The sequence below is a fragment of the Mucilaginibacter calamicampi genome, assembly GCF_042676765.1.
GTDB classification, from domain to species: Bacteria; Bacteroidota; Bacteroidia; order Sphingobacteriales; family Sphingobacteriaceae; genus Mucilaginibacter; species Mucilaginibacter calamicampi.
Map to the genome: position 1 here is coordinate 51,768 of NZ_JBHTHU010000018.1, position 13,228 is coordinate 64,995.

The window sequence follows — 13,228 nt, forward strand, 5'->3', positions numbered from 1 at the left end:
TTAATACCAAATGAAAAAATTTAAAATTACAACCACTTATAAAAAGCTACTTGCCGATACCACAACGCCGGTAAGCATATACCTGCGCCTGCGCGACGTATTTCCTAATTCGCTGCTGCTGGAAAGCTCAGACTATCACAGCCGGGAAAACAGCCACAGTTTTGTTTGCTGCCAGCCATTTGCAGGCATTTTATTGAATGATGACACGCTAACAACCACGTATCCCGATGGAACAAAAGAGGAATTAAAACAAGGCGACTTTGAACTGATTGACCGGATAAGTGGCTTTATTTCGAGTTTTGAAACGACGGAGATTCCACTTAAAATAACATCAAACGGCTTGTTCGGTTATTTTACTCATGAAGCGGTTGAGCATTTTGAAACCATCTCTTTAAAAAAGAGCGATGATACCAGCCGGAAAATACCCGTTATGCAGTATCACCTTTACAGGTATATTATAGCTATAGATCACTTTAAAAACGAGTTGTATATATTCCACAACGCTACCGAAGATGTTAATGATGGATCGGGCATAAGGCGCATAGAGGATCTGATCAAGAATAAGAACTTCCCGCAATACAGCTTTCAAAGCAATGCCGAGGAAAGCTCCAATCTGAGCGACGAAGGTTTTATGGCCATAGTTGAAAAGATGAAGCAGCACATTTATCGGGGCGATGTTTTCCAGATAGTGCCGTCTCGTGCTTTTTCTAAACAATTCACCGGCGACGAGTTTAATGTGTATCGGGCCTTGCGCTCCATCAATCCATCGCCTTATCTGTTCTATTTTGATTTTGGCGATTTCAGGATCTTCGGATCATCGCCGGAGGCGCAGATCACTATAAAGGATCGGCATGCCACCATATTCCCAATTGCAGGCACATTTAAGCGCAGCGGCGATGATGAAAAAGATGCAGAAATTGCATTCAACCTGAAAAACGATCCGAAGGAATCATCTGAGCATGTTATGCTGGTTGACCTGGCTCGTAATGACCTTAGCCGCCATTGCGATCATGTTGAGGTGAAAGCATTTAAAGAGGTACAATATTATTCGCACCTTATACACCTGGTATCAAAGGTGAGCGGGCAGCTGCTGCCCAATGTGCCTACTTTTAATGTTGTGGCAGATACCTTCCCGGCAGGAACGCTGAGCGGCGCGCCAAAGTACCGTGCCATGGAGATTATTGATGAGAACGAGAATATAAAACGCAGTTTTTATAGCGGTGCCATTGGCTATTTGGGCTTTAACGGCGATTTTAATCACGCCATCATGATCAGGTCGTTTCTGAGCAAGAATAACACTTTGCATTACCAGGCCGGTGCGGGTATAGTAGCCGGTTCTGTAGCCGAAAGCGAGCTGAACGAGGTAAATAATAAAATAGCAGCATTAAGAAAAGCAATTGAGTTAGCCACAGAGTTGTAGCATTGCAACAATCGCTAATAAAAAATGTCTTATCAGAACTAACAGTATCACAAAACGTAATAAGCATAAATCCCCTAAAAAATAAAAAGACGGGCAGGAGGTGTAAAATGAATAACAAAATTTTAATTATTGACAACTACGACTCATTTACCTACAATTTGGTGCATTTGGTTAACGAACTTGGCTTGCAATGCGAAGTATGGCGCAATGATAAGTTCAAGTTAGAGGATGTGGATGCCTTTGATAAGATCATACTTTCGCCGGGACCGGGTATACCCTCCGAAGCAGGCTTGCTGTTAGACGTTATTAAAACATACGCAGCTACAAAAAGCATATTCGGTGTGTGTTTAGGTCAGCAGGCTATTGCCGAGGCCTTTGGTGGCAGCCTTTATAACTTAAAGCAGCCTATGCACGGCATTGCAACCCCAATAAAGGTTACAGACTATAACGAAAAACTTTTTCAGGGTTTACCGCACGTATTTAAGGTTGGCAGATACCACTCATGGGTAGTTGACGAAAAAAATCTACCTGATGTATTGACCGTTACTGCTGTTGATGAGCGGGATAATTCTGCAATGGCCCTTAGACACAAATACTATGATGTTAGAGGCGTTCAGTTTCACCCTGAGTCTATCCTGACTGAGTTTGGCAAAGAAATGATGCAGAACTGGCTGGCGCTACGTAATGAAACCATAGCGGCAGAGGTTATTTCAAAATAACGCCCCCAGGCCCCCTAAAGGGGGAGTATATTAAATGGATAAGTATATTTGAAAAAATTTAATAATTAATGAGCATTCAAACATCCCCCCTTCAGGGGGTTAAGGGGCTAACCATACTCGATAAAATTGTAGAGCGCAAACGCGAAGAAGTAGCGGCGGCAAAGGCAAATGTTTCTGTTACACAACTGGAAAGCAGTGCCTTATTTAATAGAGAAACTTATTCGTTTAAGGATTTTTTATTAGACCCGGCCCGTACCGGGATTATTGCTGAGTTTAAGCGCAGGTCGCCGTCAAAGGGAATTATAAATGACAAGGTTAGTGTTGAGGATGTTACTACTGGCTACGCGGCCGCGGGAGCTTCGGCACTGTCAGTATTAACAGATACCGACTTTTTTATGGGTACGCAGCAGGATATAGCTAAGGCCCGCGCGGTAAACCAGATACCCATTTTACGTAAAGATTTTATGATAGACGAGTACCAGGTGTTGGAAGCCAAAGCCTGGGGCGCTGATATTATATTACTGATTGCGGCCATACTTACGCCTAAGGAAATTGATACACTGGCATCATTAGCTAAAAGTCTTGGGCTTAATGTATTATTGGAGGTGCATAACATGGAAGAATTGCAACGCAGTATTCATCCTAAGCTGGATGCTATAGGGGTAAACAACCGTAACCTGGCCGATTTTACCGTATCAGTACAAACTTCTTTTGATCTGGCAGATCACATCCCTAATGATTTTATGAAGATATCGGAAAGCGCTATCAGCAATACCAAAGTAATTAACGAGCTAAAGCAGGCCGGTTTTAACGGGTTTTTGATAGGTGAGAACTTTATGAAGCAGGAAAATCCGGGTGACGCGATGAAAGAGTTTGTGAAGGGGTTGAGTTAACGGGAGGCTAAGAAAATGAAAAAGGGCTGGTCGGAAGACCAGCCCTTTTGCTTGTGGTTAATCTTGACATGGTTATGCAACTCCTTTGCAAAACTAAATTAATACTTTTGCAGCCATGACGGATGTTGTATTAAAAAAGGATAAAGAGAAAGCTGTAAATCAAAGGCATCCCTGGGTGTTTTCTGGGGCTATAGACCGTGTTAAGGGTAAGCCTGTTAACGGCGATATTGTGCGTTTGCTTAACCACAAAGGCGATTTTATGGCCTTTGGTTTTTATAACGACCAATCGCGGGTTGCCTTGCGTTTACTGGAGTGGGATGAAAACACAGCTGTTAATGAAGATTGGATAAAACAGAAGGTAGCTGCTGCAGTAAATGCACGTGCCAATATATTAAATGCCGGTACCGATACCTGCCGGTTAATTTTTAGCGAGGCCGATTACTTGCCCGGATTGATAGTTGATAAATACGCCGATCATTTAGCGGTACAAATACTAACATCTGGCATTGAAAAGCTGATGCCTGTAGTAATAGACGAGCTAAGACGGTTGCTTAACCCTTTAAGCATATTTGATAAAAGCGATGCCTCATCGCGCCAGCATGAAGGCCTTGAAACGGATAATGTTGTTTTATGGGGCGACGAGCCACCTGCTTCTGTTGAAGTAAAAGAGAACGGCATTGTGTATAGTATCAATATAGCCGAGGGGCAAAAATCGGGCTTTTACTGTGACCAACGCGATAACCGGCGGATTGTGGCCGAGCATGCTGCCGGTAAAAAAGTGTTGGATTGCTTTAGTTATACCGGCGGATTCACACTTAATGCCCTACGTAACGGTGCGGCATCAGTAACCAGCGTAGATAGTTCTGCCCTGGCCATTGAAACGCTTAAGCAAAACATCAGCCTAAATAAACTGGATGCAAGTATACATTCTGCCATACAATCAGACGTAAACAAGCAATTGCGTGCTTTTAAGGATGCCGGAGAGAAGTTTGATATTATTGTGCTTGATCCGCCCAAATATGCGCCATCGCGCTCAGCGCTTGACCGTGCCGCACGCGCTTATAAAGACTTAAACCGTGTGGGAATGCTGTTGCTTAACAGCGGGGGCTTATTGGCCACCTTTTCCTGCTCGGGCGCTATGGACATGGAAAATTTTAAACAGGTGCTGGCCTGGGCCGCTTTAGATGCCGGTAAGCAAGTGCAATTTATCCATCAGTTTTGTCAGCCCGAAGATCATCCGGTAAGATCGTCATTCCCGGAAGGCGAGTATTTGAAGGGGTTACTTTGTAGAGTTTTTTAGCCCCTCTAAATCTCCCCTAAAGGGGAGACTTTTAAAAACTCGTCTTTATTTTACCCGTCTTTAAATTTTAAAAAGTTCCCCCTTTAGGGGGCGGAGGGGGCTAATTAAACTTCACGCTTCCGTAGCTTGAGTTGATCTTGATAATTTTTGTTGTGCTGCCTTTACCTACATGGCCCCTGTAGCTTTGCGCGGCCTGCCATTGCCCGCTTTTTGCGGTGGAGTCGGCGGGGCTTTTTGTTGCCATATTTATTGCGGGATTATTAAAGCTAAAGCTACCATTGCGCACCGTTACGTTAAAGTTGGCGTTCTTAGTATCACTTACACCCAGGTTTACGTTAGAAAATGATGAGTTTACCGATAGATTTTTCATGTTTTTATCCAGATCGTCAATTTGCAGGCCGGTGCCGTATTGCATACTGATTACGCCCGAGGTATTTATCTTCCCGATCTTTGCCGAACTGAAGTTTACAACTGCGGTGAGCTTATCTGCCGATCCGAGACTTAAATTGCCATAAGAAATATTCAGATCGCTCATTTTTAACTTTGCGATCTTAGCGTCGCCATTGTTAATATGGATTTCGGCCGTATTAGATAGCGATTGCGCTATCAGATTGGTATAAGAGCAGTTGATCACCACCTTCCCTTCAAAATCGGGTAGCTCGATAATTCCCCATTGGTTACTAATGTCGAGCGCGTTGCGGGTAGGCATGTAAATATTGTAGTTGATCTCAATTCGCCGGTAAATGTTTTTGTTGTTACCAGATATAAGGTTCCAAACACCTTCTTTAGCTATGTTGGTTTTAAACGAGACCTTTGAGCCTGTTTTTTTGTTGTTGATGCTCACCTTATTGAGGAGTATTCTGGCATCGGCATCGTTTTTTGCTGCAACCTTAACCTGCACCTCCACCTTTATCTCATTCCTGTTCCAGGTATTTACACTTATTTTTCCGTACAGGTTATCAATTTCCAGCTTATCATTAGGCCTAACGGTGTAGCTTTTGGTGTAGTTTTTTATTAGTTCGATATTATTATCGTCTACAGACCGTTCGTTATTGTATAGGTATACAACAGGATTATCAGGATCCGATTCTTTAACATCAGCCACTTCTGGCGTGGTAAAAATGTAGACAGTGTTGCTGCCTGTATCTGTGTCTGCTCCTGAGCCGTTACTTATAATGGTAACATACTTTGCCATTACATTCTTATTAATGGCTTGGGCAAATACAACAGCAGGAAGGGTGCTTAACAGGCACAGCGATAACGCTTTAAATATTTTTGATCTCATTTTTTTGCGCTGATTTCATTTTGTTGTATTGCTCAACCATATTTAACTGCTGACTGAGTACCTGTGTTTGTATCTGTAAGTTTTGGATCATGGCGCGCAAAACCTTTTCGCGGTCGGGGCTGGTTGATAGTTCACTCTTTAAACGTTTGTAAACCGAATCCATCCGGGTAAATTCTGTATTAAATTCGTAGTACAGCTGCGGGTCGGCTTTTGTTACCGCTTTTAGCTCTGAGCGCTGGTTTTTAACTAACGTAGCATAATGCGCCTGCTGCTGCGCATATTCCGGATTTATAGCGACCAGATCTACACGGGCGTTAGACAATTTTAAATAACCTATAAAGCAAATACCCATAATTAAAATAACGGCCGCTGCCACGCGCAAAACAAACCCGAACGAAAATGCTTTTTTCGTAAACCTTTCATTATACGTTTGCCGGGGCAACCTCCTTTCTATGCGGTGCCACAACTCGTCTGCCGGTTCTGCATCATCAAATTGTTCGCGGTTATTTTTTATAAAATCTTCTAATTGTGAGCTCATTTTTTTTGTCCTTTTCTATCTAAAATTTCACACAGTTTTCTCTTAGCCCTTAAAAACTGAGTTCGGGATGTGTTTTCTGTTATACCTAATACCTGCCCAATTTCTTCATGATCATAACCCTCCAGCAAATACAATGACAATACCGTTCGATATCCATCGGGCAGTTCTTTCATCGCTTCTTTAATAAGGAGTACTTTGTATTGAACATCTTCGCCGTCATCCACCTCATCATCGCTCAGGGTTTCTATGTGTTCGTCATCCAGACTCACCCACTCAACCCTGCGTTTTCTTAATAAATTAACCGAGCGGTTTATTACAATTTGCTTAAGCCATAAGCCAAACGTTGTTTCCTGCCTAAAATCTTTCAGTTTGTTGAACGCGTCAACGAAAGATTCCTGTAAAATATCTTCAGCATCGCCAATATTCCCCACTATCCGAAAGGCAACATTTAACATTGCTTTCGAATACAATCGATACAGGTCATAGCAGGCTTGCTTACTACCCTGTTTGCATGCAACAACAAGGTGGTAATGCTTATCAGTAAATATGGCGCTCAAACTGTTTAGCTTTCAATGTTATATGACGCAGGCTTTGCGCGAATGTTGCATCATTTTAAAAAATAAAAGCTTGTATTGCAGTAGATGTGTGAAGGATGAGGCGATTAATTTGCGGATAAATGTGCGTCGATGATCCGCACCGCGCTATCATACCGCTCCTGCCCCGTGCCCGATATTACCACGTAATTTGCATTCAAAGCCTTTAATTCCCTGTGCCATACTTCCATAAAATGCTCACGCAGGGTAGGGAAATCGCGCAGAGGGTCATCCTGCCAGGGCATATCAATATCAAGCAGCAGGTACAGATCGTAGTGGTGCTTTAATAAGGCATCTGTAACTTCCGTTGGCGAGCTGCCGAAGATATGGTCGCTCCATATTTTTACGGTGATGAAAGTAGTATCGCATAGCAGTAAGCCGTTACGGGCCTGTGGGGTCATTTCTTGTTCTAAAGCAAGCTGGCCCTTATACATATTGATCTCGTCCTGCCAGGTAGGGGGTAGTGTTAGTTTTTCGCAATAGCCGCGTGCGTATTCGGGTACCCAAATGGTATCATAGTGGTCGGCCAGCCAGGCAGACATGGTTGATTTTCCGGTTGATTCCGGCCCCACTACAGCGATCTTTTTTATTTCGGATTTCGGATGTTCGATTTCGGATTTAAGCATGTTGCGTTTTTATATCGGATTGAGGATGTTCGATTTCGGATTTGAGCACGTTGGTTAGTTCCAATACCTGTAAAAGTAAATAAATCCGAAATCGAACATCCGAAATCCAAAATCATTTCAACTCTTTTTTCCACTCTATGTAGCCCAACACCACAATAGGAATATAAACGGCGTACATTATAGCTGTAAGATGCAGGTCTTTGGCTATATAAATACCCACGTAAATGGTATTCACAAAGATCCATATCAGCCAGTTCTCTAACACCTTGCGTGCCAACAGCAGCTGCGCAACTACGCTGCATGCCGCACAAAAACTATCCAGGTAAGGGTAAGAGGCAGTTGTGTATTTTAAAACAGATCCTAAAAAAAAGGTAACAACGGCTACCCCAGTAACACTTAATAGTATTTGACGGTTAGTTATCCGCACCACCGGTGCCAGGTTCTCTAAAGGCGATTTTTTGCTCCAATGGTACCAGCCATAAATATTCATCGCCAAAAAATAAAGTTGTAAGCCGGCATCAGCAAACAAGTGCTTATCAAAAAAAATAAAGGCATAGGTAACCACGCTTATAATGGCAAGGGGCCAGTTCCATATTACATTTTTTGCGGCCAGGTACACACATAGCAGGCCGGTAATAAAACCTGTTAGTTCCTGCCAGGTTTGCTGCTGCCACCATATCTCAAAAACTTGCGCAATTGCCATGTGTTAACTCAAATTCAATAGACCAGTAAATGTTTACGCGTGTTTTTTACTTTGGTTTAACAAAAAACGTTCAGATTTGTATACAGGGCAAAATTTTTTCATTAAAAGAATAAAAAATATGCCTTGTTTTATCAAAAAACTTATAATTTTATCGCTAAGATTTAAACAAATATCTCCGGCGGATACTTTTTGTGAGAGGAAAGCGGTTATCCGGAGGCTACTAAAATTTAATTGTTAATTTTTTTGGAGAAAGCCGTTCCCTTGTACAAAGGAACGGCTTTTGTTATTAATGCGCATCTGTAACAGCCTTCAGCTTCTTTTTAAAAGGCTGCAAAAATATTAAGGGAATAGAGAATACCATCACCATACCCGACAACCAATAGGCATCATCATACGTAAGCAGCAGCGTTTGGCGGGTTATCTGACCCTCTAAAGCTTTATAAGCCATCGTGGTAGCATCCATAACTGATTTGCCACTACTCATAAATCTATGAGTAAGCATATTTAACCTTTCAGTAAGTGCCGGATTTAAAACAGTTATATTCTCCAGCAAATGACTGCGGTGATAGGCCTGCCGTGTATGGATAAGGGTAGTTAACACCGCTATACCAAAAGATCCGCCCAATTGGCGCATCATATTGTTAAGGCCTGATCCCTGCCCAAGTTCAGGCCCTTTAAGGTCTGACATGGCCAGCGTTGTTAGTGGCACAAATAAAAGGGCCATACCTACACCACGTACCAGTAACGGTATTAATACGTCTTTTTCGCCGGTTTGCAATGTAGAGTGGCTCAGCATGTTGGTGAAGACAAAGAAGAGGAACATCCCAGCCGCCGCCATAAACTGCGCCGGAACACCTTTGTTAAGCATTTTACCAATAAAAGGCATCATAACAATGGTACACAAACCACCCGGGAAGAGTAATTCGCCGGTTTGCTGCGCATTAAAGCCCAATAGTGTTTGACAAAATACCGGGAACACAAACACTGATCCGTATAAGCCAAACCCCAAAACAAATGAAGTGAACATCCCCACTGCAAAGCTGCGATGCCGGAGTATGCTGAAGTTTACAATAGGGTGGTCCGTACTCATTTCGCGCCATATAAACAGGAATGTACCCAGCACCGCGCTTACCGTTAACACAACTATATAGGTGGTAGCAAACCAGTCTTCGCTCTCGCCTTTTTCTAATACGGTTTGTAAACTACCAACAGCAATGGCAAGCAGTAAAATTCCCCACCAGTCAACGGGTCGCTTTTCCTCCTTCGGCGTCTCTCTAATAAAGGTGTAGGCACAAAATGCGGCCAGCGCGCCTACCGGTATGTTAACGTAAAATATCCATGGCCAGGCGTATTGCTCAACTATCCAACCACCAATGGTTGGGCCAACTGTAGGGCCTACCACCGCGCCCAAACCAAATAGCGCTGTTGCTGTACCTATTTGTTCGCGCGGCCAGGTTTCTAATAATATGGCCTGTGCTGTTGATATAAGGCCGCCACCTGCAAGCCCCTGTAATATCCTGAAGATGATCAGCTCGTCCATGTTCTGCGCGTTTCCGCATAAGAACGATACGAATGTGAACACTATAATAGAAGCGAGGAAGTAATTTTTGCGGCCAAACCTGCCACCCAGCCAGCCCGACATGGGCAGTATAATTACGTTGGCCACTGCATAACCGGTAACTACCCACGCCACATCTTCAAGCGTTGCGCCCAGGTTTCCCTGTATGTGGGGCAGCGCTACGTTCACAATGGTGGTATCAATCAGCTCCAATAGCGAAGCTGTGATCACCGTAATTGTGATGATCCATTTTTTAAAACCAGTTTCGGCCATTTAATTATTCTTTTACTAGTACTGATACGTTTACACTCATCCCGGCACGCAACTTGGCCAGGTCTTCTTTACTTCCGTTCAGCTTTATTTTAACGGGTACGCGTTGTACCACTTTTACATAGTTACCTGTAGCATTATCCGGCGGAAGTAACGAGAATTTAGCGCCTGTAGCGGGAGAGAAGTTGTAAACCGTACCGCTTATTTCCATATCAGGATAAGCATCTACCTCAACATTTACTTTCTGGCCGTTTTTTATCTGCTCTAACTGCGTCTCTTTAAAGTTGGCCGTAATAAACATACTGTTGGCGTTAACAATATTAAAAAGCGTTTGTCCCGGCTGCACTAACTGCCCCAGCTGCACGTTCTTTTTTGATGCTATGCCGCTTGCCGGCGCAATAACGCGGGTATAGCTTAATTGCAATTTGGCATAGTCAATATCAGCCTCGCGCTGGTTAACGCCTGTATTGGTAACCTTTAGTTCGCTGCGGGTGGTATTAACCTGCTGCTCTGCCGCTCTGTATTGATCTTGTGCTGCGCGATAGGTAGCCTGCGCCACTTCAAGGTCTGATTTTGCCTGGTCAAACTGCTGCTGGGTAATAGAGCCATCCTTAATTAGGTTAGCATACCGCTGATAGTCTTTCTCCACTTTATCCAAACGTGCCTTTGCCGATTCCATTTGCGCGCGGGCAACGGATGAGTTAGCCGCCGTGGTAAAGATCTGTGATTGGCCAACGCCTACGTTAGCCGCAGCGCCGGTTTGCGCAACCTGCGCCTGTTCTAATTTAACTTTGTAATCGCGGTCGTCTATTTTAACTAATTCCTGTCCTTTAGTTACTGGTGTGTTCTCTTCAAACATTATGCTGTCAACATATCCGCCAACGCGGGCCACAACAGGGCTTATATCGGCATCAATCTGCGCGTCGTCTGTATCAACGTGTTTGCTGTAGTACATGTATTCTTTTACCCCGAAAATAATGCCGCCTAATAGTATAACGCCTAATATTATTGGTAATACTTTATTTGGTTTTTTCGCAGGTGTATCTTCTTGAGCTGTTGCTTGCTTTGCCATTTTATTCTAAGTGATTTTATTATTTATTAAGTTTTCCGGTTGATTTCATTAAGGTATAGTAAGCCAGATCTGCATCGGCCTTGGCCAACGCTAAATTGATCTGTGCCTGGTAGAGTAGGGTCTCGGCGTCGGCTCTGTCAATTGCCGATGCTATATTGCTTCTGTATTTAGATGCCAGTATGTTTTTGTTCTCGCCTGCCTGCTCAATAGCAGTTTGCAGCAGTTGTATCTTATCCAGCGCGGATAAATAGCTTTGGTAATTCTGGTTAACTTCATTACGCAGTTGGTCAGACACAATGCCTTTGTTAATGGCTACTTCACTCTGCTGAATTTTCGCTTCGGCAATTTTGTTTTTGTTGTTCCACAAGCTTGATATGTTCCATGAGGCGGTAAGCCCTACCGCAACAGGCGTAATAAAGTTGCCGCTTCTTGGTATTGGATTAGCCGATACATCAACATAATAAGCGCCTGCCGATGCCGAAAGCGTAGGCGTAGTATTTGCCTGTATGCTTTTAATATTGTTCTCGGCAATGCGGTTACGTATATCTAATTGTGCCAGTTCCCGGCGATTAGCTAAGGCAGAATCTATATAATCATTTAACGTGCCTATTGAGCGTTTAGCCATTGGTATCTCATCAATAACCAAATTGGTGCTTTCCGGCAAACCTAACAGGATATCGAGGTTATGATTAATGATCTTGCGGTTGCTCTCCAGGTCAACGCCGTTTATCTGAACGTTGGAACGCTGCAGCTGGAACCTCAATACATCATTTTTGGTAACCAAACCCTGATCAAAAAAGCGCTGTGATTGGTGGATCTGGTCGTCAATAGTTTCCAGGTTTTCCTTAACCACTTTTAAGCTTTGCTGCACCTTATACAGGTTGTAGTAAGCGTTAATAATGTCATAGGTTATCTGGTCCTTATCCCTTACAGCATCTAAGCGCGAGATATTGGTCAACAGGTTAGTTGACTCCTGTGCGTATTTTAAGCGGTGCCCGCCAAAAATAGTTTGGTTGATTGACGCAATACCCAGAAACGCGTTGGCGCTTTTTGGCAGCGCTATGGTCTCTTCGCCAAAGTTTAATTTATTGGCCGGAATTTGCGCGTGGTTGTAACCAAAGCTTACCGAGCCCGTTGGCAACGCGCGATCTTTTTCTTGATTGTATTGCGATACAGCCTCGTCTATTTTAGCTTGAGACAGTTTTAATACCTTGCTGTTTTGCAAGCCTAATTGTATGGCTTCTTCCAATCGCAGGGTTTTGTCCTGTGCTTTGGCGTTGTTTACAAGGCCCATTAGCAGTATGGCCAAAATAACAGCCAGCAGCGGTATCTTAATTAAATGGAAGTGGTGAGATGTGTTGAATTGTATTTTCATTGTTGTTTTAGCAGGTAGCATTTTAGTAAGTTCTTCATAAAGCTTTTTATCTGAGGTTTAAGCTTTTTCTCTATCATTTCATCATTATAGATATCATAGCCCAAAAGCGACGACGACATTAACGGAGTATTAATAATGTAGTTCTTTGTTCCGTAAAGCGTTGCAATTACCATGGGGATATCAATATGCTCGTTAAAGTCGCCGGTTTTAATACCTTCCTTTAATATCCTTTCCACCTCCGCAACATTTTTTAGCAGCATACTGCGCAGCTTTTCAGATAGTTCGTTGCCACGGTCCATCACCATCTCTTTATAAAGCAGTTTCTGGAAACAGTTATTGCTTACAATCTTATCGCCGTAAAGCTCAATGTAGGTCTCCATTTTATCCCATGGGCTCATGTTTTCATTACTGCCCAGGTTTTGCAGTATGTTTTGGAAGTGTGATATTTTACGTTCAATTATCGCCAGGAAAAGACCCTCTTTTGAACCGAAGTAATAATTGAGCATAGCCATATTTACACCGGCCTCTCCCGATATCAGACGGGTAGATGCGCCGTCGAACCCTTTATCTGCAAACACGCGCTCAGCCACGTCCAGAATGTAGTCCTTTTTGTCTATTTTATCTTTGTCCATAATTTCAATGGGTCAAAATTAATCAAACGATTGATTAAAGTTGCGTCATATTTTTGTCATAGCATATAAGTTACTCATTATCAATGATTAAAAATTAATCAAGTGATTAGTTTTTAGTCGGGAGGTGCGATCAAAAGGCCAGAATGATTTCCAGATGAAGCGGTGGGTTGTGCGATTCCCTCCCTTGGGAGGGTGTCGGGAGGGGCTTAGTCCGCTGTACTATACCCCTTCCCGCCATCTCACA

At 43.2% G+C, this 13,228-nt stretch carries 13 protein-coding genes; 4 read left to right on the plus strand and 9 right to left on the minus strand.

Going from position 1 to position 13,228, the window contains the following annotated elements; all coding sequences use genetic code 11:
* Positions 1-10: 10 nt before the first annotated feature.
* From ACFQZS_RS13585 to ACFQZS_RS13600, 4 genes are all read left to right on the plus strand, one after another.
* A complete protein-coding gene (locus ACFQZS_RS13585; protein ID WP_377101109.1) occupies positions 11-1,420 on the plus strand; it encodes an anthranilate synthase component I family protein in 1,410 nt (469 codons plus the stop codon).
* Between the two features lie 107 nt (positions 1,421-1,527).
* Positions 1,528-2,139 (plus strand): anthranilate synthase component II, encoded by a 612-nt coding sequence (locus ACFQZS_RS13590; protein ID WP_377101110.1) that lies wholly within the window; start codon positions 1,528-1,530, stop codon positions 2,137-2,139.
* Positions 2,140-2,207: 68 nt separating this feature from the next.
* Positions 2,208-3,032 carry an indole-3-glycerol phosphate synthase TrpC gene (gene trpC / locus ACFQZS_RS13595; protein ID WP_377101111.1) on the plus strand — a complete coding sequence of 275 codons (825 nt, stop codon included), beginning with the start codon at positions 2,208-2,210 and terminating at the stop codon, positions 3,030-3,032.
* Positions 3,033-3,147: 115 nt separating this feature from the next.
* Entirely contained in the window at positions 3,148-4,332 is a 1,185-nt protein-coding gene (locus tag ACFQZS_RS13600) for a class I SAM-dependent rRNA methyltransferase (RefSeq protein ID WP_377101113.1), read from the plus strand.
* Between the two features lie 100 nt (positions 4,333-4,432).
* Here the strand turns inward: ACFQZS_RS13600 and ACFQZS_RS13605 are convergent, their stop codons facing one another.
* The 9 genes from ACFQZS_RS13605 to ACFQZS_RS13645 all read right to left on the minus strand — a co-directional run bounded on the left by ACFQZS_RS13605 (position 4,433) and on the right by ACFQZS_RS13645 (position 12,984).
* A complete protein-coding gene (locus ACFQZS_RS13605) occupies positions 4,433-5,617 on the minus strand; it encodes a hypothetical protein (protein ID WP_377101115.1) in 1,185 nt (394 codons plus the stop codon).
* Positions 5,598-6,155, minus strand: coding sequence for a hypothetical protein (locus tag ACFQZS_RS13610; protein WP_377101116.1), 558 nt, complete (start codon positions 6,153-6,155; stop codon positions 5,598-5,600). Before ACFQZS_RS13610 ends, ACFQZS_RS13605 begins: the two co-directional genes overlap by 20 nt.
* A complete protein-coding gene (locus ACFQZS_RS13615; RefSeq protein ID WP_377101117.1) occupies positions 6,152-6,712 on the minus strand; it encodes an RNA polymerase sigma factor in 561 nt (186 codons plus the stop codon). The genes ACFQZS_RS13610 and ACFQZS_RS13615 overlap by 4 nt, the downstream gene beginning before the upstream one ends.
* A gap of 104 nt (positions 6,713-6,816) precedes the next feature.
* On the minus strand, positions 6,817-7,374 hold the full coding sequence (locus ACFQZS_RS13620) for an AAA family ATPase (RefSeq protein ID WP_377101119.1): 558 nt from the start codon (positions 7,372-7,374) through the stop codon (positions 6,817-6,819).
* Between the two features lie 112 nt (positions 7,375-7,486).
* A complete protein-coding gene (pnuC, locus tag ACFQZS_RS13625) occupies positions 7,487-8,077 on the minus strand; it encodes a nicotinamide riboside transporter PnuC (RefSeq protein ID WP_377101120.1) in 591 nt (196 codons plus the stop codon).
* A 286-nt stretch (positions 8,078-8,363) separates the two neighbouring features.
* A complete protein-coding gene (locus tag ACFQZS_RS13630; RefSeq protein WP_377101122.1) occupies positions 8,364-9,908 on the minus strand; it encodes a DHA2 family efflux MFS transporter permease subunit in 1,545 nt (514 codons plus the stop codon).
* Positions 9,909-9,912: 4 nt separating this feature from the next.
* Positions 9,913-10,977, minus strand: coding sequence for an HlyD family secretion protein (locus ACFQZS_RS13635; RefSeq protein WP_377101124.1), 1,065 nt, complete (start codon positions 10,975-10,977; stop codon positions 9,913-9,915).
* 19 nt (positions 10,978-10,996) lie between these two features.
* On the minus strand, positions 10,997-12,352 hold the full coding sequence (locus ACFQZS_RS13640; RefSeq protein WP_377101126.1) for a TolC family protein: 1,356 nt from the start codon (positions 12,350-12,352) through the stop codon (positions 10,997-10,999).
* Positions 12,349-12,984 carry a TetR/AcrR family transcriptional regulator gene (locus ACFQZS_RS13645; protein WP_377101128.1) on the minus strand — a complete coding sequence of 212 codons (636 nt, stop codon included), beginning with the start codon at positions 12,982-12,984 and terminating at the stop codon, positions 12,349-12,351. Before ACFQZS_RS13645 ends, ACFQZS_RS13640 begins: the two co-directional genes overlap by 4 nt.
* Positions 12,985-13,228 lie beyond the last annotated feature (244 nt).